The following is a 22,391-nucleotide window of genomic DNA, read 5'->3' on the forward strand; positions in this document are numbered from 1 at the left end:
TAAGATCCAGCCTTCTTCACCCTGAGATCCAGCACCCGCGCACCAACGACCCCGCACGAGCCGCACTCCCCTCCCGCCCGGGAGAACTCCCCCTTCCCAGGAGGCGCCTCATGACCACCACCGCTCAACCACCTGAGAAACAAAGTAACGACGACTCCGAGCTCAACGAGTTCGGCTACAAGCCCGAACTGAAGCGCACGCTCGGCAATTTCCACACCTTCGCCGCCGGTATCAGCTACATCTCCATCCTCACCGGCACCTTCCAGCTCTTCTACTTCGGTTACGGCAGCGGCGGACCCGCCTACTGGTGGTCCTGGCCCATGGTCTTCGTCGGCCAGTTCATGGTCGCGCTGTGCTTCGCCGAACTCGCCGCCCGCTATCCGGTGGCCGGCTCCGTCTACAACTGGTCCAAGAAGGTGGGCAACCCGCACATAGGCTGGCTGGCGGGCTGGACGATGCTGATCGCCTCGATCGTGTCGATCGCGGCCGTGGCCCTTGCGTATCAGTTGACGCTTCCCCAGATCTCTTCCGCGTTCCAGTTCGTGGGCGACGGCACCGGCAAGTACGACGTCGCCACCAACGCCGTGCTGCTGGCCTCCGTGCTCATCATCTTCACCACCCTGGTGAACGCCCTCGGCGTGAAGCTGATGGCCCGGATCAACACGGCGGGCGTCTTCATCGAGCTGATCGCCACCGTCGTACTGATCGTGCTGTTCGCCGTGCACATCACCCGTGGACCGGGCGTCGTGCTGGAGACCAACGGCACGGGAGCGGGCCAGCCCGGCGGCTACCTCGGCGCGTTCCTGATCGCGTCGCTGGCGTCCGCGTACGTGATGTACGGCTTCGACACGGCCGCCTCGCTCGGCGAGGAGTCCCTCGACCCGTCGCGCAACGCGCCGCGCGCGATCCTCCGCGCCATCGTCGCCTCGTTCATCCTCGGCGGGCTCATCCTGCTGCTCGCGCTGATGAGCGTGTCCAGTCTGAAGGGCGACAAGCTGTCCACGGACGGCCTGCAGTACGTCGTCCTCAACGTGCTCGGCGAGGACGCGGGCAAGGCCATGCTCTGGTGCGTGTTCATCGCGGTCACCGTGTGCGCCCTGGCCGTTCACACGGCGGCGATCCGGCTGGCCTTCGCGATGTCCCGCGACAACAACCTGCCCGCCTCCGCCAAGCTGGCCAAGGTCCATCCGCACTTCCAGACCCCGATCCTGCCCGCGGTGATCATCGGCATCCTGGCGCTGGCGATCCTGGTGGTCAACATCCGCCAGCCGCAGATCTTCACCGTGGTCACCAGTATCGGCATCATCCTGATCTACCTCGCCTATCTGCTGGTCACCGGGCCCATGCTGGTGGCCAGGCTGCGCGGCAAGTGGCAGCCCGCGGGCGACGGCAAGTTCTCGCTCGGCCGCTGGGGGCTGCCCGTCAACATCGTCGCCGTGGTGTGGGGCGCGGCCATGATGATCAACCTGATCTGGCCACGAGCCGCGGTCTACAACGCGGCCGCCCCGTACCACTGGTACCTGCGCTGGGGTGCCGTCCTGTTCGTCGGCATCGTGATGGGCGGCGGCTTCGCCTACTACTGGTTCGTGCAGCGGCACCGCACCGGAGTGCTCGCCGAGCACCAGTACAAGTCCCCCGACACACCTCTTCCGCCGTCCTCGCCCGCGGCCACCCCGACGGCCGACTGAGCGCCCGATCCGAAGGCAGAACGTCGCAAGGACTCAAGGAGGTCAACTCCCCATGAACGAAGACGAGTTCGACTATGTCGTGGTCGGCGGAGGCACCGCGGGCAATGTGGTCGCGGCCCGGCTCTCCGAGGACCCGTCCGTCACGGTGTGCGTCCTGGAGGCGGGGCCCAGCGACGTCGGTGACGACGACGTCATGAAGCTGGAACGCTGGATGGGGCTCCTTGAGTCCGGCTACGACTGGGACTACCCGGTCGAGCCGCAGGCCAGCGGCAACAGCTTCATGCGCCACGCCCGCGCCCGGGTGCTCGGCGGCTGTTCCTCGCACAACTCCTGTATCGCCTTCTGGGCACCGGCCGAGGACCTGGACGGCTGGGCGGCCGCGGGCTGTACGGGCTGGAGCGCAGCCGAGCTCTTCCCGCTCTACCAGCGGCTGGAGAACAACGACGCTCCGGGCGAGCACCACGGTCGTACGGGGCCCGTGAAACTGCGGACACTCAAGAGCGACGACCCTTGTGGCACCGCCCTGTTGGAGGCCTGCGCCCAGGCGGGCATCCCGACCACGGCGTTCAACACCGGCAAGACGGTTGTGCGCGGGGCCAACTGGTTCCAGATCAACTCCGACGAGAACAACATCCGCCAGTCCTCGTCGGTCGCGTATCTGCACCCGATCCTCGGCAAGCGTCCGAACCTGGACGTACGGACCGGGGTGCGGGCCAAGAAGCTCGTGCTCGACGGGCGGCGCTGCGTGGGCGCCGAGTACCTGGACCCGGACCTGATCCACACCCGGACGGTACGGGCCAGGCGCGAGGTGATCGTGTCCTGCGGCTCCATCGACAGCGCGAAGCTGCTGATGCTGTCGGGCATCGGGCCCGCCGGGCATCTGCGCGAGGTGGGTGTCGAGGTGGTGGTGGACTCGGCCGGCGTGGGCGAGAACCTTCAGGACCACCCCGAGGGCGTCATCATGTGGGACGCCAAGCAGCCCATGACGACCACCTCCAGCCAGTGGTGGGAGGCGGGCATCTTCTACGACACCGAGCCCGGCCTGGACCGGCCGGACCTGATGTTCCACTACGGGTCCGTGCCGTTCGACATGAACACGGCCCGGTGGGGCTATCCGACCTCCGAGAACGCGTTCTGTCTCACGCCGAACGTGACGAGCGCGAAGTCGCGCGGCACGGTGCGGCTGCGGACGCGCGACTTCCGGGACAAGCCCAAGGTCGATCCGCGGTACTTCACGCACGAGCACGACGCGCGTGTGATGACGTTCGGGCTGAAGCTGGCCCGGCGTATCGCGGAGCAGCCCGCGCTGAGCGGGTGGGCCGGGGCCGAGCTGGCCCCCGGGCCGGATGTCCGGACGGACGACGAACTGCTCGACTACATCCACAAGACGCACAACACGGTCTATCACCCGTCCTGCACGGTGAAGATGGGCGCGGACGACGACGCCTCGGCCCCCCTGGATGCCCGGCTTCGGGTGAAGGGGATTGAGGGGCTGCGGGTCGCCGACGGGTCCGTGATGCCGGATCTCGTGGCCGTCAATCCGTGCATCACGACGATGATGATCGGCGAGAAGTGTGCTGATCTTTTGAAGGAGGACGCGTAGGCAAGCCCCTTCAGGGGCGCGGGGAACTGCGCGGCCGGTCACGGCGGGCCCGCAGTTCCCCACTGCCGTGGCTACGGAACACTCGGCGCCGGGCGCTTGTACATGCGGGTCGCCGTGATCTCCGTGTGCACCGCCTCCCCGGCGGGAGCCTCCCGCGGCAGACCCGGCCGGAGGTGTTCCTCCACGCTGATGTACTTCAGCCCGGCACGGAGGTCCGCGTCGTTGCGCAGGCGGATGACCAGGGGGAACTCGGCGAGCGCGGTCGTGTCGAACAGACCTGTGGTGTAGAGGAGTTGGACGCCCAGCGCGTCCGACACGGCTCGCTGGAGCTCCAGCAGATACGTCGCGTTGGCGCGGCCGATCGGGTTGTCCAGGAAGAGCGTGCCGGCATGCCGGTGCTTGTCGCTGCGGCCCCGGTCGTTCGAGCGCAGGGCCGCCATCGTGCAGTACAGCGCGATCGCGGCGGTGAGCAGCTGACCACCGGAGAACACGTCGCCCATCTGTCCTACGGGCACGCGCTCGGCGCGCAGCACGGCGTCGGGCTTGAGAATCTCTACGGCGACGCCCTTCGGCTGCAGGGCCGCGCTGACCCCTCTGAGCAGCAGGGACATTCCGTCGCGGCGCATGTCGGAGTTCTTCTTGACGGCCGCGCGGGTCGCCTCGTCGACGACCTCGCCGAGCCGCTCGGCGAGCGTGGCCTGGTCGGGCTCCTCGAAGCGGATGCGGAGGAACTCCTGCCCGGACCACTCCCCGAGCCCTTCGGGGAGGCGGGACAGGCGCTGGGCCGACCTGAGCGTGGCGAGCGCGGACTCCACGAGCCCGCGCAACCGGTCGACGATCGAGTCGCGGTTGCGCTCCAGCTGCTCCAACTCGTCGGTGAGGACGCGCAGTCGGGGTGCGAAGGCGTCGGCCCACTTCTGTGCGTGCTCGGGCAGGGAGGACGCCGGCAGCTCACGGATCTGCTGGCGGGCGGGCGTGCGCACCTGCTCGTAGCGCGTCGAGTTGGCATGCCGGACGAGTACGTCGCTCGCCTCGCGCACCGATGTCTCGGCGGCGGAGAGGTCGGCCGCGCAGCCGCGCAGGGAACGGCGGGACTCGGCGGCGGAGTGCCGGGCCTCTTCGAGGGTGCCCGGGTAGGGCTCGGGCTCCTCCTGCTCCTCGTCCGAGTGCTCCCTGAGGAGGTCCCGGAGCAGGGCGGCCGTCTCGTCGAAACCGCCCGCCGCGTCCTCGGCGGCGCGGTGGGCGTCGAGCAGTTCGGCGTGGGCCGCGCGCGCCTGGCTCAACGCCTCGGTGCGGGAGGCGAGTTCGCCGGTGGCGGTGCGCAGCAGGCTCTGTGCGTGCTCGGCGTCGCGCGGGACCAGGTCCTCGGGCAGCTCGGTGTGCGCCTCGCCCTCCTCGGGCGCGTGCCGCTCGGCCTCGCCCCGCAGCCGTCCGAGTTGCTCGCTCGCGGTCGACATACGTGTTTCCAGAAGCTGGACCAGTTCCTCGGCGCGGGCCGCGGCGGCCTGCCGGGAGGGTCCGTCGGAGCCGTCGGTGGACTCCAGGAGCTGGGCGGCGCGCGTACGCACCTTGTTGCTCAGCCGCTCCAGCTCCGCGAGCGCCGCGCTCTCGTCGCTCTCGGCGCGGGACTGCTCGGCCCGCAGGTCGGCGCCGACTCCGACCTGTTCGTAGAGCTGGGAGGCGGCTCGGTAGGCCTCGCGCAGGGCGGGCAGCGACGACTTGGCGGCAGCCGGGTCGGCCTCCGGTACGTCGTCGGGGGCGCCCGCGATCTCCGCGCGCTCGCCGCGCAGGGCGCGGGCCGTGCGGCGGGCGTCGTCGGCGGCGCGCTGGGCGCCGCGCCGGTCCTCGTCGGCGGCGCGGGCTCGCTCCAGGCAGGACTGGGCGCGGGCCTCCGACTCGGCGGCGTCGTCGGCGAGTTCACGCAGCTTGACCTGCCAGCCGGCCCGCTCGCGCAGCCGGAAGGCGAGTCCGGCAAGTGCGTCGGCGGCGCGCCGGGCCCGCTGCGCGGCCTCCTGCCGCTCGTCCCGTACGAGGGCCGCCTCGGCCGCCGACTCGTCGGCCTCGGCCCGGACCGTACGCGCCTCGGACAGCTCGGCCTCGGACTCCTCGGCGAACGCGCGCGCGTCGTGGGCCGCCGTGGCCAGCTCGGTGAGCCGCCCCGCCGGACAGCCCGTCCGCCAGGAGGCGAGCCGTGCGGCCAGCTCCCGGTCCTTGGCGAGCCGGGCCGCCAACTCCCGGATCTCCTCGTCCCGTTCGGCCGCGCGCGTCCGCAGTGTCTGCCGCTCCTCGTCGGCGGCGTGCTCGTCGTGCATGGCAGGGTTCGGCGGTACGAGGAAGACGTCTCCGTCGCCCGCGTCGGGGGCCGGGGTCGGGGCGAGCAGCGCGGCGGCCGTGCCGACGGCCACGGCCGAGCGCGGGAGCAGCGCGGCGTCGATGAGGGCTTCGCGGGCCCTCGCGTGGGTGTCCGGGTCCGTGATGATCACGCCGTCGACCAGCTCGGGCCGCGCGGCCAGCACGCGCGCGTGGTCAACGGGGTCGACGGCCTGCGCGAGATAGCGCCAGCCGGGGAGCGCGGGGATGCCGTGCTCGCCCAGGTACTCCACGGTGGCCAGCACGTCGGGTCCCGGCGGCAGCAGCCCGCCGTCACCGAGCGCGCCGAGGATCCGCGCGTCGTCGGCCGCGGCGGTCCGCAGCTCGAAGAGCTGCCGCTCGGCGGAGGCGACCCCGTCGTCGAGGAGCTGCCGGAGCTCGTCGGCGTAGTGGTCCAACTCCTCGGCGGAGAGGGGCGCTTCGTCCGACAGGGCTTCGGCGTCCGGGCCGCCCCGCCCTCGACGGGCGCCCGCCACGTCGGTGCCGGGGCCCGTCCCGGAAGCACGGCCCGACGTGTTCCCATGGTCGGCTCCGTCCGCTCGCGCGCCGCCGCTCGCACGTGCGGCGCCCACGGTCGAAGCGGTGCCCGCGCCCTGTCGTGGCTGCGGCAACCCGCCGCGGCCGGAGCCCCCCGAACCGCCGGAGGCACCCGGCAGGCTCAGCAGTTCGGCCAGTCGCTCCTCCCCCGCCAGCGCCCGGGCGGTCCCCCGCTCGGCGTCGTAGGCGCGCTCGGCGGCCGTCGCGGCGTCGGCCGCGCGGGCCGCCGTGAGCTCGGCGCGGGACTCGGCGGACGCCGCCTCGCGGGAGTGCTCCGTGGTACGGCGGGACGCCTCGCGCGCGGTGTCCCACGCGGCGACGGCGGTCTTCTCGGCGTCACTGGCGGCGAGCGCGGCACGGGCCGGGTCTGCGTCGGGGGCCGTGTCGTCGAGCCACCCTGCGCGCACCGCCTCGGCGGTCTCCTGCTCGACCTCGCTGAGGCGCTGACGCAGATGGCCGATCTCGCTTCGGGCGCGCTGTGCCTCGGTGGCGGCGGACGTCGAGTCCCGGTAGGCGGCCTCGCCGACCTCCTGGAGCGCGGCGGACCGCTCCTCCTCCTCGTTGGCGACCGTCTCGGCCCCCTCGGCCGCGGCGTGCAGCGCCCGTACGAGATCGGCGGCGGCCTTGGCGCGCGCGGCGAGCGCGGGCGCGGCGTCCCGCTCTGCCTCGCGGATGGCAACGGCCACGCGCGCCGAGCGGTCGGCGGAGGCGCGGTGCCGCAGCACGAGCTCGGCGGCCTGCCACGCGGAGTGCAGCGTGCGCGCGTCGGCGAGCTCCCGCTTCTGCGCGGCCGCGCCCTTCTCGGCCCCGGCGAGGGCCAGGGAGGCGTGCCGGTAGGCGAGTTGGGCCGCGATCAGCGCGCTGCGCTCCCGGGAGCTGTCGGCCTCGGTGACGCGGTGGGCGGCGGCGGTGACCTGCTGGGCGAGGTCGCCGGTGCGGCCCCGCTCCTGCCCGGCTCGCGCGGAGAGCCGCCGCGCCAGCGTCCTCGTACGCCGCTCGGCGCCCGCGTGGATGTCCCGTGCACGCGAACGCGTGCCGGTCGCCTCGACGATCCGCCCGAGCAGGTCGACGGACCCGGCGGTGAACTCGCGCTCGGCGATCAGCTCGGCCCGCCGCCCCAGCTTGTTGCCGAACCCGCCGACCAGGTCCGCGAGCCCGTCGGTGTCCCGGGTGTCGGTGACCGCCCGCAGCAGCAGATCGGTGAAGTCGGAGTCCTTCTTGACGGCGAAGAGACCGGCGGCCTCGCCCTCGTCGGCGTTCATCTCGCGCTGGTAGCGGAAGAGTTCGGGGTCCAGGCCCAGGTCGCCGAGGTGTTCGATCCAGCGGTCGTGGATCTCCTCCCAGTGCACTTCAAGGTGCGGGTACGCCTTGCCCGCCTCGGTGAGCGCGTCCCGGAAGCCCTTCATCGTGCGTCGGCGTCCCTGCGCGCCGGAGGCGCCCTCGGCGGACGGCCGCACGGAAGTGGCCTCGGCCACCGGCAGGTTGTCCAGGCTCAGCCCGGGCCCGGGCCGGAAGGAGTACCAGGCCTCCGCGAACTTCCGCGGATCGTTGGAGACCTGGCGCCCCCGCCACTCACTGACCTTGCCGACCACGACACACTCGCCGGTCAGCGTGTGCTGCCACTCCAGCGCCACGTGCCCGCAGTCGTCCGCGAGCAGGAACTTCCGCAACACGCCGGAGCTGGCGCCGCCCAGCGTGTTCCGGTGGCCGGGCAGCATCACGGAGAAGATCAGCTTGAGCAGTACGGACTTGCCGCCGCCGTTCTCAAGGAAGAGCACACCGGCGGGCGCGGGGCGGCGCGGCGGCCCGACGGGCTCCTCCTCGAAGAACTCCGCCTGCGTGGGCGCGGGGTCGGGCACGGGCTCGCCGACACCCCGCAGGTCCAGCACGGTGTCGGCGTAGCGCGCACCGGCAGGCCCGATGGAGTAGAGGCGGACCCGGGACAGCTCGTACATGGCGGCGGACTCTCGTAGTCGTAAAGGGAGTTGGGACGGTCGGTCAGAGGGTCGGGGCGGTGGGCCGGGATCAGCGGGCCGAGGTCAGTGGGTCGGGGTCAATGGGCCGACCGCCGGTTCACGAGTGGAACGGCAGTCCGGCATCGGCGGCCAGCTCCAGATCCTCGGTGTCCTCGGCGGGCAGCAGGCTCGCGGTGCCGTCGGTGACCGGCACGATGCCGAGCTCCAGCAGCTCGGCCATCGCGGCACTGCCCGCCATGTCCCGTACCTGGAGCTGGTAGCGGGCGGTCGTCCGGTACGTCCCCCCGCCGTCGTCCCCGGTGCGCTGCAGGAACCCCGAGTCGGTGAGGAACGCGACGGCCTTGCCGATGATGCCGGTGGTCGAACCGGCGAGTCTTCGGGCGTCCTTGGTGGCCCCGGTGGAGCTGCGCCGCGCCCAGATCCGCCAGGCCGCCTCAAGACCAGGTGCGTCGGTCGCCGGGTCGGTGTTCTCCCCCTGCTCGTCGGCCCGCTCCTCCAGCCGCCGGCAGGCCTGCCGCACAAAGGCATCGACACCGTTGACGGACACCCGCCCGATGTACCCGTCGTCGGCGAGGTCCTCCGGGCGCGGGAACGCCATGGCGGCGACGGCGAGATGCGCGAGCCCGTGCAGGAACCGGTCCCCCGAGTCGGCCGACGCCCGCCGCGCGTAGTCGCCCATCCGCACGGCGAACACCGAGTCCTCGGCCGCGGTCACCGCCATCCCCGCGCGCGGGGACACCTCCAGCACCACGAGCCCGAGCCCGGTCGCCACGGCATCGGCCAGCCGCGCGAAGGCAGGGTCCTCCCGATACCTCCGCAACAACTCGGCGTACTCCTGATCCCGCGCGGGCTGCAACTTGGGCTGCAGCCCGAAGGCCACGAGGCGCGCGGCATCGGCAGCGTCGGCGGGAGTGACGGCGCTACTCACCGGAGCGGCGACAGCCTCCGGCTCACTCCACTCGACTTGCTCGGTCACAACTACTGCAACTCCCTGAACTTGAATACGGGGCTGAGGACAAGCGCCCCCTTAGGGGCGCGGGGAACTGCGCGACCAGCCACGGCCGGCCTGCAGCCAACAGACAAACCGAAGTCACCCGGCAAACCCAGCGAACCGCTCACGCCGCATCCTTCCGATCTGCCGCCATACCCACCGCATCCAGCAGAGCCATCCCCACGATCAGATCGGCCCCACCGAACTCCGGATCGTCCAACTCCGTCCCGTCGTCCACGGCGAACAGCAGCTTCTCCTCACCCTGCCGATACGCCGTGCCGACCGGCGGACTGGCCGCGTGCACGGCCAGCAGGGCGAGCAGATAAGGCAGTTCGGGGTCCTGGCGCCGCGCGTCGGCCAGCAGCCCGGACAGCCGGCGCGGCGCGTCGGCAGGCAGGTCGAGCAGCTCCATGGCGGCGGCAAGCTGCTCCTCGCTGAACCGGCTGTCGTCCGGCGTGGCGATCAGATCCGGCTCGGGCATCTCGGCACCGAGGTGCTCCCGCTCTATCGGCGGTGTCAGCAGAAGATCGACAAGGTCACCGACCCGAACGGACGCGGGCGTCCGAAGCCCCGTCCCACGGGCGAAGAACGCGTCGGTCACCCGCAGCGCCTGTTCCACGGGCAACGGCAGTACGGGCGCGACGAGATGCCCGTACAGATCTATCCCCGACGTCGTCATCGGCGTCGCGAAGGCCTGCCGGTCCTGCTCGGCACGGAACAGCGGCCCGGCCTCCAGGAGCCGGGACTGCAACTGCGTGTGCCGCCGGATGCAGTCCTTGACGATGTCGACCAGTTCGGCGGCCCGCCGCTTCTGCTCGGCGTCCTCCGACTCGTCCCGTGCCTTGCGGATGTTCGTGAGGATCGCGTTCTCATGCCGGTAGCGGTCGGCGACATGGTCGAGCGCCTCGGCGATCATGTCGGGCACGGCCTGCAGCCAGTCCACCGCCCGTACGTTGCGCCGGGTCGCGTCCAGGGCCCTGCGGAGCGTCTCGGAGTACTGCACGGTCCGGTAGCGGGCCTGCTCGGCGGCGAGCTGCGCGTCCGCGAGCCGGCCACGGCTGATCAGCACCTCCAGCTTGACCTCGGCGGCGATCTGCGCACTGGTGACGTCGGTGTCGAGGGCGCCCACGAGCACGTTGACCGCCTCGTCCGTCGTACGGAGATACACGCTCCCTCCGTAGCCGGGCACCTCCTCGATGAGCTTGAAGTCGTAGTCCCGGCGCACATACGAACCGTCGGGCGCGAACGTGCCGTACACGGCCCGGAAGCCGCGGTCGACGCTGCCGACGTTGATGAGGTTCTCCAGGACCCAGCGGGCGACGCGCTCGTGCTCGGCGACGGGCCGGCGCGGGGCCTGGGCGGCGATGCGCGGGATGAGCCTCGCCACTATCTGGTCGTGGTCGGCGCCCGTGTCGAAGTCCATGTTCAGTGTGACGAGGTCGATGGCGGCGAGGGCCACCTCCGCCATCCCGTACACCGAGTACTCACCCGCGAGGTTCGCCTTGCGTACGTCGAGGTCGTGCAGCGGCGCGGTGCAGGCGAGCGCGCGCAGCCGCCGCGCCAGTCCCTCGTCGGCGGCCGGGCCCGGTGCGGGGCGCGGCCCCGCGCTGAGCTGGGGCGGAACACTGTCCGTCGATGCAGGCGAAGTCACGGTGCACAGACTAGGTCCTCGGTCTGACATCGACCGAAACGCTCCGCTGGGATCGCCGGATGGCCGCGGGTGGTTTGTCGTCCGCGGGTTGACCGCGGCTGGTCGCGCCCGCGCGGCGGAGCCGCAAATGTCACAGCCCCGCGTCCCTAAGGGGCGTCCTCCGCCACGCGGCGCCCGTAGACCTCCACGACCCTTTTGCGTGAATCATCCAGATATACGCCGAGCAGACTCTCGGCCTCCTCGCGGTCGCCGTCCTGGAGGGCCTGCAGTATCCGGCCGTTGCGGGCGAGGTACGGCTCGTGCAGTCGGCGGGGGTCGTCCACGAGGTGGAAGGCGAGGCGCAGTTCGGCGAAGACGCTGCGCATCAGTTCGTCGGTGCGGGCGCTGCCGGCGAGCGCCACCAGCTCCCGGTGAAAGTGGATGTTGGCCGTACCCAGGCCTTTCCAGTCACCTTCGCGGGAGGCCCGTCGCCCGTCCGCGACGGCCTTGGCGAGGCCGTCCACCGCGTAGGGCGGTTCGCCGAGTCCGCGTACGACGGCGCATTCGACGAGGCTGCGGGTGCGGTAGATGTCCTCGACGTCCTCGACGGTCAGGACCCGCACGAAGACACCCCGGTTGAGCTGGTGGACCAGCAGGCGTTCGTGCGTGAGCAGCCGGAACGCCTCGCGCAGCGTGTTGCGCGAGACGCCGAGCGCGCTGCCGATGCTGTCCTCCGACAGCCGTGTGCCGGGCGGGAAGAACCCTTCGGCGATCCGGCTTCTGAGGATGTCCGAGACCCGCTCGGCGGTGCTGGTGCGACCCAGCAGCGCGCGGTCGTCCGCCAGTCCGTTCAGTTCGGCCACGCCCGAATTCAATCGCAGATACAAGAACGAAACAACATGGGTATTGAGGGATCGTTCAACGATCCTCTACCTTGCTAGTCAGGCACCGGCCGCTCACTCCGGAGCCGACGGCTTCCGCACGCCACAGTTCGGCCCGCAAGTACTTCCGCACGGCTCAGTCCTCAAGCACCCTCCCGTCCCTCATCTGCGAGGTGCCCATGAGCACGACCCCTCCACCGCAGGCCCTGAACACCGAGACGCGCCCCGGAGCGGGTGAACCCACCGCCGACGAGGGCGCGTTCGCCTGGTTGCGGGCACTGGGTCCGCGCGGCCGCCGCGCCTTCGGCGGCGCGTTCGGCGGCTATGCCCTGGACTCGTACGACTACTTCACGCTGCCGCTGAGCATGGTGGCGCTGTCCGCGTACTTCGGCCTCAACAGCGGCCAGACCGGACTGTTCACGACCGTCACCCTGGTCGTGTCCGCGATCGGCGGCGCGGCCGCGGGTGTGATCGCGGACCGGATCGGGCGCGTCAAGGCGCTGATGATCACCGTCATCACGTACGCGGTCTTCACCGTGGCCTGCGGCTTCGCGCCCAACTACGAGACCCTGCTGGTCTTCCGCGCCCTCCAGGGGCTCGGTTTCGGCGGTGAGTGGGCGGTCGGCGCGATCCTGGTCGCCGAGTACGCGAGCCCCAAGCACCGGGGGCGCACGCTCGGCGCGATCCAGAGTTCCTGGGCCGTGGGCTGGGGACTCGCCGTGCTGGTCTACACGCTGGTCTTCCAGTACCTGGACGACGACCTCGCCTGGCGCGTGATGTTCTGGACCGGTGCGCTGCCGGCCCTGCTCGTCGTCTGGGTACGCCGCAATGTGAAGGACGCGCCCGAGGCGGCCCAGCGCCGCAAGGAGAGCCCCGAGAAGGGCTCGTTCGCCACGATCTTCAAGCCGGGCACGGCCGCCTCGCCCGGACTGCTGAAGACGACGATCTTCGCGGTCCTGCTCTCCACGGGCGTCCAGGGCGGCTACTACACGCTGGCCACCTGGGTCCCGACCTACCTCAAGACGGACCGCGGGCTGTCCGTCGTCGGCACCGGCGGCTACCTCACGTTCCTGATCTCCGGGGCCTTCATCGGCTACCTGACCGGCGGTTATCTCACCGACAAGCTGGGCCGCAAGCGCAACATCCTGCTCTTCGCGATCCTCTCGGCGATCTGCATCCTGGCCTACGCGAACATCCCGAGCGGCGCCAACACCCTTGTCCTGGTGCTCGGTTTCCCGCTCGGCTTCTGTATGTCGGCGATCTTCAGCGGCTTCGGCTCGTTCCTCAGCGAGCTGTACCCGACCGCGGTGCGCGGCACGGGACAGGGCTTCACGTACAACACCGGCCGTGCCGTGGGCGCGGTCTTCCCGACGGTCGTCGGCTTCCTGGCCGACAGCTGGGGCGTCGGGGGCGCGCTGGTCTTCGGCGCGATCGGATACGGTCTCGCGGCGCTGGCCCTGATCGGTCTGCCCGAGACCCGTGGGAAGGAGCTCCTGTGAACCGTACGCAACACCGCCCCCTGAACCTTCTCGACGACCACGCGCACGCGTGGAGTCCGGCGGAGGCACGCTCCCGGTTCCGTTCGGGAGTGTCGGGTTCCACCGCGGGCTGCTCGGCGGGCCACACGCAGGCGAACCTGATCTCGGTGCCGGCCGACTGGGCGTACGAGATGCTGCTGTTCTGCCAGCGCAACCCGAAGCCCTGCCCGGTGCTCGACGTCACCGACGCCGGTTCCTGGACGACCGTCCTGGCCTCCGACGCCGACCTGCGGACCGATCTGCCGGGCTACCGGGTGTGGGAGCACGGCGAGTTGGTCGAGGAGCCGACGGACGTGCTGGCCCACTGGCGCGACGACCTCGTGTCGTTCCTCATCGGGTGCAGCTTCACCTTCGAGTCGGCGCTGTCCGAGGCAGGTGTGCCGATGCGCCACATCGAGCAGGGGCGCAACGTCTCCATGTACGTGACCAGCCGCCAGTGCCGTCCCGCCGGGCGGCTGCACGGCCCCATGGTGGTGTCGATGCGTCCGGTGCCGCCCGAGCACCTGCCCGCGGCGATCCGGGAGACCAGCCTGCTGCCCGCGGTGCACGGCAGCCCGGTGTACTGCGGCGATCCGGGCGGCCTCGGCATCGAGGACCTCGCCCGCCCCGACTTCGGCGATCCGGTGGACGCCGGGCCGGACGACATCCCGGTGTTCTGGGCCTGCGGCGTGACGCCGCAGGCCGCGGTGATGGCCTCGCGCCCGCCGTTCGCGATCACTCACGCGCCGGGCCAGATGTTCATCACCGACGCCCGCGACGAGCAGTATCGCGTCGCCTGACCGGGAGGAACAGCACTCCATGAGCACCATCGATCTGAACGCCGACCTCGGCGAGGGCTTCGGCCGCTGGCGCCTGACCGACGACGAACAGCTGCTGTCCGTCGTCACCAGCGCCAACGTGGCCTGCGGCTTCCACGCCGGGGACGCGGCCACCATGCGCCGGGTCTGCGACCTGGCGGCCGAGCGCGGCGTACGGATCGGCGCCCAGGTCTCCTACCGGGACCTGGCGGGCTTCGGGCGACGCGCGATGGACGTGCCGCCCTACGAACTGGCGTCCGAAGTGGCCTACCAGATAGGCGCCCTGGAGGTCTTCACGCGCGCGGCGGGCGCGCGCGTGGCGTACGTCAAACCGCACGGCGCGCTCTACAACCGCGTCGTGCACGACGAGGAGCAGGCCGGTGCGGTCGTGGAGGGCGTGCGGCTCGCGGACGCCACGCTCCCGGTGCTCGGCCTGCCCGGCTCGCGTCTCCTGGACGTGGCCGGGAAGGCCGGACTCCCGGTCGTCACCGAGGCGTTCGCGGACCGCGCTTACACCGAGGAGGGCACGCTCGTGCCGCGTGGCCGTGAAGGTGCGGTGATCACCGATCCGACCGCCGTCGTGGAACGCTCGGTGACCCTCGCCCGTTCTGGTGTCGTGACATCCCACTCCGGGCGTGACATCCCGGTTCGGGCCCGCTCCTTGTGCCTGCACGGCGACACACCCGGCGCGGTGGACCTGGCCCGCCTGGTCCGTGCACGTCTTGAGGAGTCGGGCATCCGCGTGGAGGCGTTCGTATGAGGGCACTGCCGGTCGGCGACCGTGCGCTGCTCGTCGAGGTGTCGACGGACGAGGAGGCACAGGCCCTGCACGCCGATCTGCTCCGCCGCCGCGCGGAGGGCTCCCTCTCCGTGCGCGAGATCGTCCCGGCGGCCCGTACGGTCCTCCTGGACGGCCTCGACGATCCGGCCGGGCTGGCCGCCCGGCTGACCACCTCGAAGCTGCCGCCCGCGCCTGCCCGCGCGCTGGAGGTGGTCGAGATACCCGTCCGCTACGACGGCCCGGATCTCGCGGCCGTCGCCGACCACTGGGACGTGTCCCCGCGGGAGGTCGCGCGGATCCACGCGGCGGCCGAATTCCGGGTCGCCTTCTGCGGGTTCGCCCCGGGCTTCGGCTATCTGACCGGTCTCCCGGCCCGCTACGGCGTGCCCCGGCACGCGACACCCCGTACGACCGTCCCGGCAGGTTCGGTGGGCCTCGCCGGCCCGTACACGGGCGTGTACCCGCGCTCGTCGCCGGGCGGCTGGCAACTGATCGGGACGACGGACGCGGTCCTGTGGGACCACGCGCGCGTGCCCGCCGCCCTGTTGTCGCCCGGCACGCCGGTCCGCTTCGTCCCGGTGGAGTCCTGATGACGGACCGCGCACTCGCCGTCGTACGGGCCGGGGCGCTGACCACCGTGCAGGACCGGGGGCGCCCGGGCCACGCGCACCTGGGCGTGCCGCGCTCCGGAGCGCTCGACGCGCCCGCCGCCGCCCTGGTGAACCGGCTCGTCGGCAATCCGCCCGAGGCGGCCGTCCTGGAGACCACGCTCAACGGCTGCGACGTACGGCCGCGTTCGTCCGTCACCGTCGCCGTGGGAGGTGCCCCGTGCCCGGTCACCATGGACGGTCGCCCGGTCGCCTGGGGAGCACCGGTGCGCGTGCCCGCCGGGGCACTGCTGTCCGTGGGGACGGCGGTCTCCGGAGTACGCAGTTACGTGGGCGTGTCGGGCGGAGTCGCCGTCGAACCGGTGCTCGGCAGCCGGTCGACGGACCTGCTGTCGGGCCTGGGCCCGCCGCCCCTCACGGACGGAACGGTGCTCCCCCTGGGGACGCCGATGGCCCCCCACGCGCGCGTGGACGTCGTCCCGCAGCCACGGCCCCCCGCCGAACTCGTCCTGCGGGTGACGCTCGGCCCACGCGACGACTGGTTCACGACCGCGGCGATCCGCATCCTCACCACGCACACCTACCGGGTCTCCTCGGCGAGCAACCGCATCGGCCTGCGCACGGAGGGTCCCGCCCTTGAGCGGGCGCGACCGGGCGAACTACCCAGCGAGGGAATGGTGTTGGGCGCCGTCCAGGTCCCCCCGGACGGCCGTCCCGTGGTATTCCTCGCCGACCACCCGACCACCGGCGGCTACCCGGTGATAGCGGTCGTCCGCCCCACCGACCTCCCCGCCACGGCCCAGGCGGTCCCGGGCACGCCGGTACGGTTCGTGCCGGTACGCCGCCGCTGACGTCCGTGCAGTTTCAGTGAGGTCGCCGCACTGCCGCGCCCCTTAGGGGCGCGGCAGTGCGGCGACAAGCCACAACGAACCCGCACCCGACCAACGAGCCGCCCCCAACAACGGCCAACCCGCGGAGCGCTACACCGCGTCCGGCTGCTCGCCCGACACCGACAGCGCCGCCAACGCCGCCGCCACCGCATGAGACGCACTGAGATCGAGCCGCGCACTGGTCCCCCGCGCCCGATGACGGACCTCGGACGCGGCCAGGCTGAGGAGTTGGGGCAGCAGGTCGGTGCAGCGGCGAGCCACCCACCCGGTCCCGGCGGTGGCCAGCCACCACAGGCTGGCCGACCGCGTGGGGTCGGGGAACTGGGGCTCGGCGGAGGGCGCGACACCTGTGGCGGTGCCCGCCTCGGCGAGCAGCGCGTGGAAGTGGAGCGCCAGCTGCCGATGCCCCCGCTCCCCCGGGTGCAGCCGGTCCGAACTCCACATGGCCCGGTCGGTGACCCAGTCGCCCTCCGCGGCATGCAGATGCACCGCCCCGTACCGCTCGGACAGCGCGTGCACGACCGCGTTCACGGCGCGCTGACGCCGTGCGAGCGGGCGGGCCAGCGCCCCGGGCAGCCCCAGCATCGCGCCGGGGTCGGGCAGACAGGCGGTGAGCAGGAGCGCGCCCTGCCCGGTGAACGCGGCGTACACCTCGTCGAGCCGTTCGGCCACGGCGTGGATGTCGAAGGTGCACCGCAGGGTGTCGTTGACGCCGATGACGACCGAGGCGATGTCCGGCCGCTCGGCCAGCGCGGCCGGGGTCTGGCGCTCCAGGACGTCACGCGACTGGGCGCCGCTGACCGCGAGGTTGACGAACTCCACGGGCGCGTCGGCCGGTGCGAGCCCGGCGGCGAGCAGCGCGGCCCAGCCGCGCCACTCCTCGCCCACGGGATCTCCCACCCCTTCGGTGAGGGAGTCACCGAGCGCCACGAACCGCAGGGGTCTCATACGACGCCCTCCCGAGCCCGTTCCACCGTGGGGGCCGCCGCGGGTGCCTCGGGCCGCCCCACCCGGACCTCGGCGTCGTGGGCGGTGAGGAACGCCTCGACGGCGGCCGGCCATCCGAAACAGGCCGCACGCGCGCGTGCGGCCTCCCGCCGCTCGCTCTCCGGGCGGTCCAGGATCATCCGTATCTCGTCCGCGAACGCCTCTCCGTTGTCCGCGGCGGTGGCTCCGGCGGAGCCGACGACCTCCGAGAGCGCGGAGGAGGCACTGGCGACGACGGGCGTGCCGCAGGCCATCGCCTCCAGGGCGGCGAGTCCGAAGGTCTCGGCGGGCCCGGGGGCGAGGCACACGTCCGCGGATGCCTGGAGAGCGCTCAGGAGTGTGCGGTCGCCGACGTGTCCGAGGAAGGTGACCGGCAGCCGCCGTTCGCGCGCCCGCTGTTCGAGGCGGGCCCGCAGCGGCCCGTCACCGGCCACCACGAGCACCGCACGCCGCCCGCGGCGCAGCATCGCCTCCAGGGCTTCGAGCGCCGTGCCGGGCCGCTTCTCGACGGACAGCCGCGAGCACATCACGAGCAGGACCTCGTCCTCGCGCGCATGCCGGGCCCGCAGCCCCGGGTCACGCAGGGCGGGATGCCGGCCCTCCAGGTCGACGCCCAGCGGGGCGCGTACGACATTGCGGGCCCCGATGCGGACGAACTCGCGCTCCGCGAACTCGGTGGTGCACACGATCCGTGAATAGTGGTGGGCGGTACGGATGTTGAGGGCGTCGGAGGTCCTTCGGGCCATGCCCTCGGAGAGGCCCCAGGTGCGCAGCACGCCGTCGGCGGTCTCGTGGGAGACCATCACGGCGGGCACCCGGGCACGCCGCGCCCAGACGCCGGTCCAGCGCAGCGTCGTACGGTCGGACACCTCAAGGCGGTCGGGCGCGAGCGCCTCCAGGAGGCCAGCGACACGCCGCTTGTCGGTGAGGACGCGGTAGCCGCCGGTGCCGGGCAGCAGCGGGCCCGGCAGCGTGATCACCCGCCCCTGTTCGGTCTCGCGGTCCGAGGCGCGCTCGCCGGGCACGATCAGTACGGGCTCGTGCCCGGCCGCCAGGTAGCCGGCGCCCAGTTCGCGCAGCGCGGTCCGCAGGCCGCCCGAGGCGGGGGCGACGAAGTTGGCGAGCCGGACGATCCGCAGGGGCCCGCTCATGCCGCGACCACCGCCCGTCCGGCGAGCACCTCGGTGTAGTGCCCGATGAGCTGGTCCCCGACGGCCGCCCAGGTGCGGCCCTCGACGGTCCGCCGCGCCTCGGCGCCGTACGCGGCCCGCAGTGCGGGATCGGCGGCGAGCGACCACACCGCGTCGCGCACGGCTGCCTCGTCGCGCGGCGGGACGAGCAGTCCGGTGCGCCCATGCGCCACCAGGTCGAGCGGTCCGCCCGCGGCGGGGGCGACGACCGGGACGCCGCTGGCCATGGCCTCCTGGACGGTCTGGCAGAAGGTCTCGAACGGTCCGGTGTGCACGAAGACGTCCAACGAGGCGAAGATCCGGGCGAGTTCGTCGCCGGTGCGGCGCCCCAGGAAGACGGCCCCGGGCAGGGCCTGCGTCAGGCTCGGCTGACTGGGTCCGTCGCCGACGACGACCACCCGTACGCCGTTCAGGCCACAGGCTCCGGCGAGGAGTTCGACCTGCTTCTCGGGGGCGAGACGGCCAACGTATCCGACGATCAGCTCGCCGTTCGGCGCGAGTTCACGGCGGAGTGTGTCGTCCCGGTGTTCCGGCCGGAAACGAACGGTGTCCACGCCGCGCTGCCACAGCCGGACCCGGGGCACACCGTGTGCCTCCAGGTCGTGCAGGGCCGGGGTGGACGGGGCGAGGGTGATGTCGGCGGCGGCGTGGACCGAGCGGATCCGGCGCCAGGCGGCGGCCTCACCCGCGTGCACGTAGGTACGGGCGTAGCCGGCGAGGTCGGTCTGGTAGACGGCCACGGCGGGGATGCCGAGCCGGGCGGCGGCCGTCATGCCACGGACGCCGAGGACGAAGGGGCTGGCCAGGTGGACGATGTCGGCGCGGTGTTCGGTGATCGCGGCGGCGACGCGTCGGCTGGGGAGGGCGACGCGGACCTGGGGGTAGCCGGGGAGCGGTAGGGAGGGGACTCGGACGACGGGGCACGGCGCGAGGGCGTCGGGCCCGTTCCCGGCGGCGGTGGCCGGGGCGACGACGATGGGGGCGTGACCGCGCTCGACGAGGTGTCGGGCGGTCTGGAGCGCGCAGTGGGCCACGCCGTTCACATCGGGGGGAAAGGATTCGGTCACGATGACGACACGCATACCCGTGTTGTCGTCGGGCCGGACGTGGACGCGTCAACGTGGATCTTTCCGGATGAGGAACGTCCCGTGAGCGTTGCGCTCCGCATGCCCCAGCATCACGGACCGGTCACGCTCCGGCGTCCGGGCCCGTACCAACGGGATACGGGCCGACGACGGATCGCTCACACGGCGGTCTCACACGCCGGTCTCACGCTGTCCCACTCGGGTGCCTCACACGGCGGACGCGTCCGGTCCGATGCGGCTGCGTACCGCGGTCTGTACCTCGGCCTCCTCGGCCGGATCGGCGGCGAGCCGCCGGAGCTGGTCGACCACTCGGGCGTCACCGGTCTCGGCGTTCCGTGCGGCCACCTCACGGGTGGTCTCCTCGCAGTCCCAGAGGCACTCGACGGCGAATCCGGCGGGGAACGAGGGATCGGTGGCGGCCAGCGCTCGGGCCGCGCGCCCGCGCAGATGGGACGAGGCGGTCTCCCGGTAGACATGTCGCAGTACGGGGGCCGCGTTGGCGATGCCCAGCCGTCCGGCGCCGTCGACGAGGGTCCACAGGGTCGGGGCGTCGGGCCCGTCGCCCCGGACGGCCTCGCGCAGGGCGCCGAGGACGAGCTCCCGGTCCGGTGCGCCGCCCCGGCAGGCGAGGACGCGCCCGGCGGCCTCTCCGAGGGCGTCGGGCCGGTGGACCCAGCCGCGCGCCCGCTCCACGGCGGCGATGGACCGCATCCGTTCGAAGGCGTCCACGGCGGCGTCCACGACGAGCCGTGAGGCGGAGGCCTGGGCGGCCTCGATGAGATCGAGTACGTCGGGATCCTGGCTGTCGGCGAGATAGCGCAGGGCGGTGCAGCGCGCGCCGTCGTCCCCGGAGCGTGCGGCTTCGAGAATCTCGGGGCGGTCCTCGGGCCCGGCGACGGCCGTGAGGCATCGCGCGGCCGGCACATGGAGGGCCGCTCCGCGTTCGATGCCTTGCTGGGCCCACTCGAAGACGGCCCGCACGCTCCACCCCGGGCGGGGCCCGGACGGTCGCATCTGGCGCTGCCATCGGTCGAAGGAACCGGCTTCCTGAGCGGCACGCACGCGTGCGCCGATGGATTCGCGGGGATCGTCGGCCCACAGGCGCCAGGGCCGCGGTTCGAAGGAGTCCCGTACGACGACCGCCAGCTCGGCCTCGCCCTCGGGATCGGCGGGGAACCGGGCGAGGACGGGGGCCGCGAGGGCACGCAGTCCGGCGTCGTCGTCGCGCAGCGCCAGTTCGTCGAGGGCCCAGGCCCAGTTGGCGCCGCAGGCGGCGTACCGCCTGAGCAGTTCGAGCGCGTCCCGCCTGCCGTACGAGGCGAGGTGGCCGAGGACGGCCAGCGCGAGGCCCGTGCGTGACTCGTCCGTGTCGAGGACGTCGTCCGCGTCGAAGAGGTGTGCCTCGATCTCGTCGAGCTCGCCGCTCAGGTCGAGGAAGAGACGGGCGTAGTAGAGGGAGCGGTTCTCCACCTGCCAGTCGTGGCGGGGGTCGCGCAGCACACAGTGGTTCAGTGCCGCGAGCGCTTCTGCGCGCGGGGCGGTGAGCGCGTGCAGCGTGCCGTCGCCGCGGCCCCTCTGGAGCAGGCCGAGCAGCGTACCGCTGGGCGCTATGACCGGATCGAACATGGGAAACAGCCTCACATCAAGCGTCGACGCAACCGGGGATCCTGCTTTACCTGGCCGCGTGACAACACGTCGGGGCGCCCGCCGTTTCCTGCTTGCTGTAGACCATCTTCCTCTGCCTCTCGTCGGTGGCCCGTGCGGGCCGCATCACGGTCCGCGCGGTGCGGCAACACCTGCCCAGCCATCGCGTACGTGAATCACGACGTCATGATGACCCAGCGGTTCTCGCTGCCGCGACCGCATTTCCGGCGGCCCCGTACCGCCTCCCCCAAAATTGTTGTTTCGCCTGGTCAAGGCGTCTTGTTCAGTGCACGCCGAACAGTTCGAGCAATTCGGCCTTGCCGAACATACGAGCCGTGTCGACGGCGGAGGGCGTGCCCGCGGAGGGGTCGGCACCCGCGTCGAGGAGGACCCGGATCACGGCGTCCTCGCCCTTGAAAACGGCTCCGGCGAGCGGGGTCTGGCCTCGGTCGTTGATGCGGTCGGCCTCGGCGCCGCGCTCCAGGAGGGCGCGAACGGCGTCGGCGTGGCCGTGGTAGGCGGCCAGCATCACGAGCGAGTCACCGCGGTCGTTGGTGAGGTTGGCCGGAACACCCGCGTCCACATACGCCACCAGTGCCTCGGCCTGCCCCTGCCGGGCCAGATCGAAGATCTTGGTCGCCAGCTCCACGACCTCGGGGTCGGGGGCTTCACTCATCGGCGGGACCGCCTCTCACTGCGACAACACATGCGACAACGAACGGGACTGCGGGAACGTGCGGCCGTCAGCGGTGCGGCCGTACGAGTGAATCGCCAGCGTACTGGCTCCGCGGGCACATGACCGGGCCCGACCGAGGCAAAGATCACCACGAATCCGGCAAACCGTCGAGCGGCCGCCCCGGAGGCCCTGCCAGACAGGGCCATCGGGATGAAATAAGCGGAATTTCACCCTGTTGCACCTTTTATCGTATGGATACATCCTGTGAGCCTGGAAGTACTCATGGTGACTGTCCCCATCGACCAGGAGAACTCTCATGATCCTGTCCATCTCAGGTGTGGTGCTGCTCGGCATCATCGTCTTCCTCTTCTTCCGCAAGGACGGCCTCAAGGCCTCGCACGCGCTGGTCTGCGCCCTCTTCGGGTTCTACCTCGCGGGCACGGCCATCGCTCCGAGCATCACGGCAGGCGGCGCGAGCCTGGCCGGGCTGCTCGGCGGGATCAAGTTCTGACGCCCATC

The 22,391-nt window shown here is 72.0% G+C and carries 17 protein-coding genes; 8 read left to right on the forward strand and 9 right to left on the reverse strand.

Features of this window, described 5'->3' with window-relative positions; genetic code table 11:
* Positions 1–110: 110 nt before the first annotated feature.
* Complete coding sequence (locus tag ACZ5VQ_RS46940) at positions 111–1,688, forward strand: APC family permease (RefSeq protein WP_469110369.1); 1,578 nt, start codon at positions 111–113, stop codon at positions 1,686–1,688.
* Between the two features lie 52 nt (positions 1,689–1,740).
* Positions 1,741–3,291, forward strand: a complete 1,551-nt coding sequence (locus ACZ5VQ_RS46945; RefSeq protein WP_469110370.1) for a GMC family oxidoreductase — start codon at positions 1,741–1,743, stop codon at positions 3,289–3,291.
* Between the two features lie 71 nt (positions 3,292–3,362).
* Here the strand turns inward: ACZ5VQ_RS46945 and ACZ5VQ_RS46950 are convergent, their stop codons facing one another.
* From ACZ5VQ_RS46950 to ACZ5VQ_RS46965, 4 genes are all read right to left on the reverse strand, one after another.
* Complete coding sequence (locus tag ACZ5VQ_RS46950; RefSeq protein ID WP_469110371.1) at positions 3,363–8,153, reverse strand: coiled-coil domain-containing protein; 4,791 nt, start codon at positions 8,151–8,153, stop codon at positions 3,363–3,365.
* Between the two features lie 118 nt (positions 8,154–8,271).
* Positions 8,272–9,150 carry a hypothetical protein gene (locus ACZ5VQ_RS46955; RefSeq protein ID WP_469110372.1) on the reverse strand — a complete coding sequence of 293 codons (879 nt, stop codon included), beginning with the start codon at positions 9,148–9,150 and terminating at the stop codon, positions 8,272–8,274.
* Positions 9,151–9,289: 139 nt separating this feature from the next.
* Entirely contained in the window at positions 9,290–10,816 is a 1,527-nt protein-coding gene (locus ACZ5VQ_RS46960) for a hypothetical protein (protein ID WP_469110373.1), read from the reverse strand.
* A 146-nt stretch (positions 10,817–10,962) separates the two neighbouring features.
* The gene (locus ACZ5VQ_RS46965; protein ID WP_469110374.1) at positions 10,963–11,658 is read right to left on the reverse strand and encodes a GntR family transcriptional regulator; all 696 of its coding nucleotides are present in this window, start codon (positions 11,656–11,658) and stop codon (positions 10,963–10,965) included.
* A gap of 197 nt (positions 11,659–11,855) precedes the next feature.
* Here ACZ5VQ_RS46965 and ACZ5VQ_RS46970 point away from each other — a divergent pair, with 197 nt between their 5' ends.
* Genes ACZ5VQ_RS46970 through ACZ5VQ_RS46990 form a run of 5 tightly spaced genes read left to right on the forward strand, consistent with a single transcriptional unit; the run spans position 11,856 to position 16,251 of the window.
* On the forward strand, positions 11,856–13,175 hold the full coding sequence (locus ACZ5VQ_RS46970; RefSeq protein WP_469110375.1) for an MFS transporter: 1,320 nt from the start codon (positions 11,856–11,858) through the stop codon (positions 13,173–13,175).
* Positions 13,172–13,993, forward strand: coding sequence for a putative hydro-lyase (locus ACZ5VQ_RS46975; protein WP_469110376.1), 822 nt, complete (start codon positions 13,172–13,174; stop codon positions 13,991–13,993). Before ACZ5VQ_RS46970 ends, ACZ5VQ_RS46975 begins: the two co-directional genes overlap by 4 nt.
* Positions 13,994–14,012: 19 nt before the next feature.
* Positions 14,013–14,771, forward strand: a complete 759-nt coding sequence (locus ACZ5VQ_RS46980; protein ID WP_362084805.1) for a LamB/YcsF family protein — start codon at positions 14,013–14,015, stop codon at positions 14,769–14,771.
* Positions 14,768–15,382 (forward strand): 5-oxoprolinase subunit PxpB, encoded by a 615-nt coding sequence (pxpB, locus tag ACZ5VQ_RS46985; RefSeq protein WP_469110377.1) that lies wholly within the window; start codon positions 14,768–14,770, stop codon positions 15,380–15,382. Before ACZ5VQ_RS46980 ends, pxpB begins: the two co-directional genes overlap by 4 nt.
* Positions 15,382–16,251 (forward strand): 5-oxoprolinase subunit C family protein, encoded by an 870-nt coding sequence (locus ACZ5VQ_RS46990; RefSeq protein ID WP_469110378.1) that lies wholly within the window; start codon positions 15,382–15,384, stop codon positions 16,249–16,251. Before pxpB ends, ACZ5VQ_RS46990 begins: the two co-directional genes overlap by 1 nt.
* A 129-nt stretch (positions 16,252–16,380) precedes the next feature.
* Here ACZ5VQ_RS46990 and ACZ5VQ_RS46995 read toward each other — a convergent pair whose 3' ends face one another.
* From ACZ5VQ_RS46995 to ACZ5VQ_RS47015, 5 genes are all read right to left on the reverse strand, one after another.
* Positions 16,381–17,238, reverse strand: a complete 858-nt coding sequence (locus tag ACZ5VQ_RS46995; RefSeq protein ID WP_469110379.1) for an SGNH/GDSL hydrolase family protein — start codon at positions 17,236–17,238, stop codon at positions 16,381–16,383.
* Entirely contained in the window at positions 17,235–18,428 is a 1,194-nt protein-coding gene (locus tag ACZ5VQ_RS47000) for a glycosyltransferase (RefSeq protein WP_469110380.1), read from the reverse strand. The genes ACZ5VQ_RS46995 and ACZ5VQ_RS47000 overlap by 4 nt, the downstream gene beginning before the upstream one ends.
* Positions 18,425–19,549, reverse strand: a complete 1,125-nt coding sequence (locus tag ACZ5VQ_RS47005) for a glycosyltransferase family 4 protein (RefSeq protein ID WP_469110381.1) — start codon at positions 19,547–19,549, stop codon at positions 18,425–18,427. Before ACZ5VQ_RS47005 ends, ACZ5VQ_RS47000 begins: the two co-directional genes overlap by 4 nt.
* Positions 19,550–19,759: 210 nt before the next feature.
* Positions 19,760–21,178 carry a HEAT repeat domain-containing protein gene (locus tag ACZ5VQ_RS47010; RefSeq protein WP_469110382.1) on the reverse strand — a complete coding sequence of 473 codons (1,419 nt, stop codon included), beginning with the start codon at positions 21,176–21,178 and terminating at the stop codon, positions 19,760–19,762.
* A 301-nt stretch (positions 21,179–21,479) separates the two neighbouring features.
* Positions 21,480–21,872 (reverse strand): ankyrin repeat domain-containing protein, encoded by a 393-nt coding sequence (locus ACZ5VQ_RS47015; protein WP_450554210.1) that lies wholly within the window; start codon positions 21,870–21,872, stop codon positions 21,480–21,482.
* Between the two features lie 316 nt (positions 21,873–22,188).
* Here ACZ5VQ_RS47015 and ACZ5VQ_RS47020 point away from each other — a divergent pair, with 316 nt between their 5' ends.
* Entirely contained in the window at positions 22,189–22,383 is a 195-nt protein-coding gene (locus ACZ5VQ_RS47020; protein WP_055611072.1) for a hypothetical protein, read from the forward strand.
* The last annotated feature ends 8 nt before the right edge of the window (positions 22,384–22,391 follow it).

It is taken from the genome of Streptomyces sp. NPDC033178 (genome assembly GCF_055577685.1).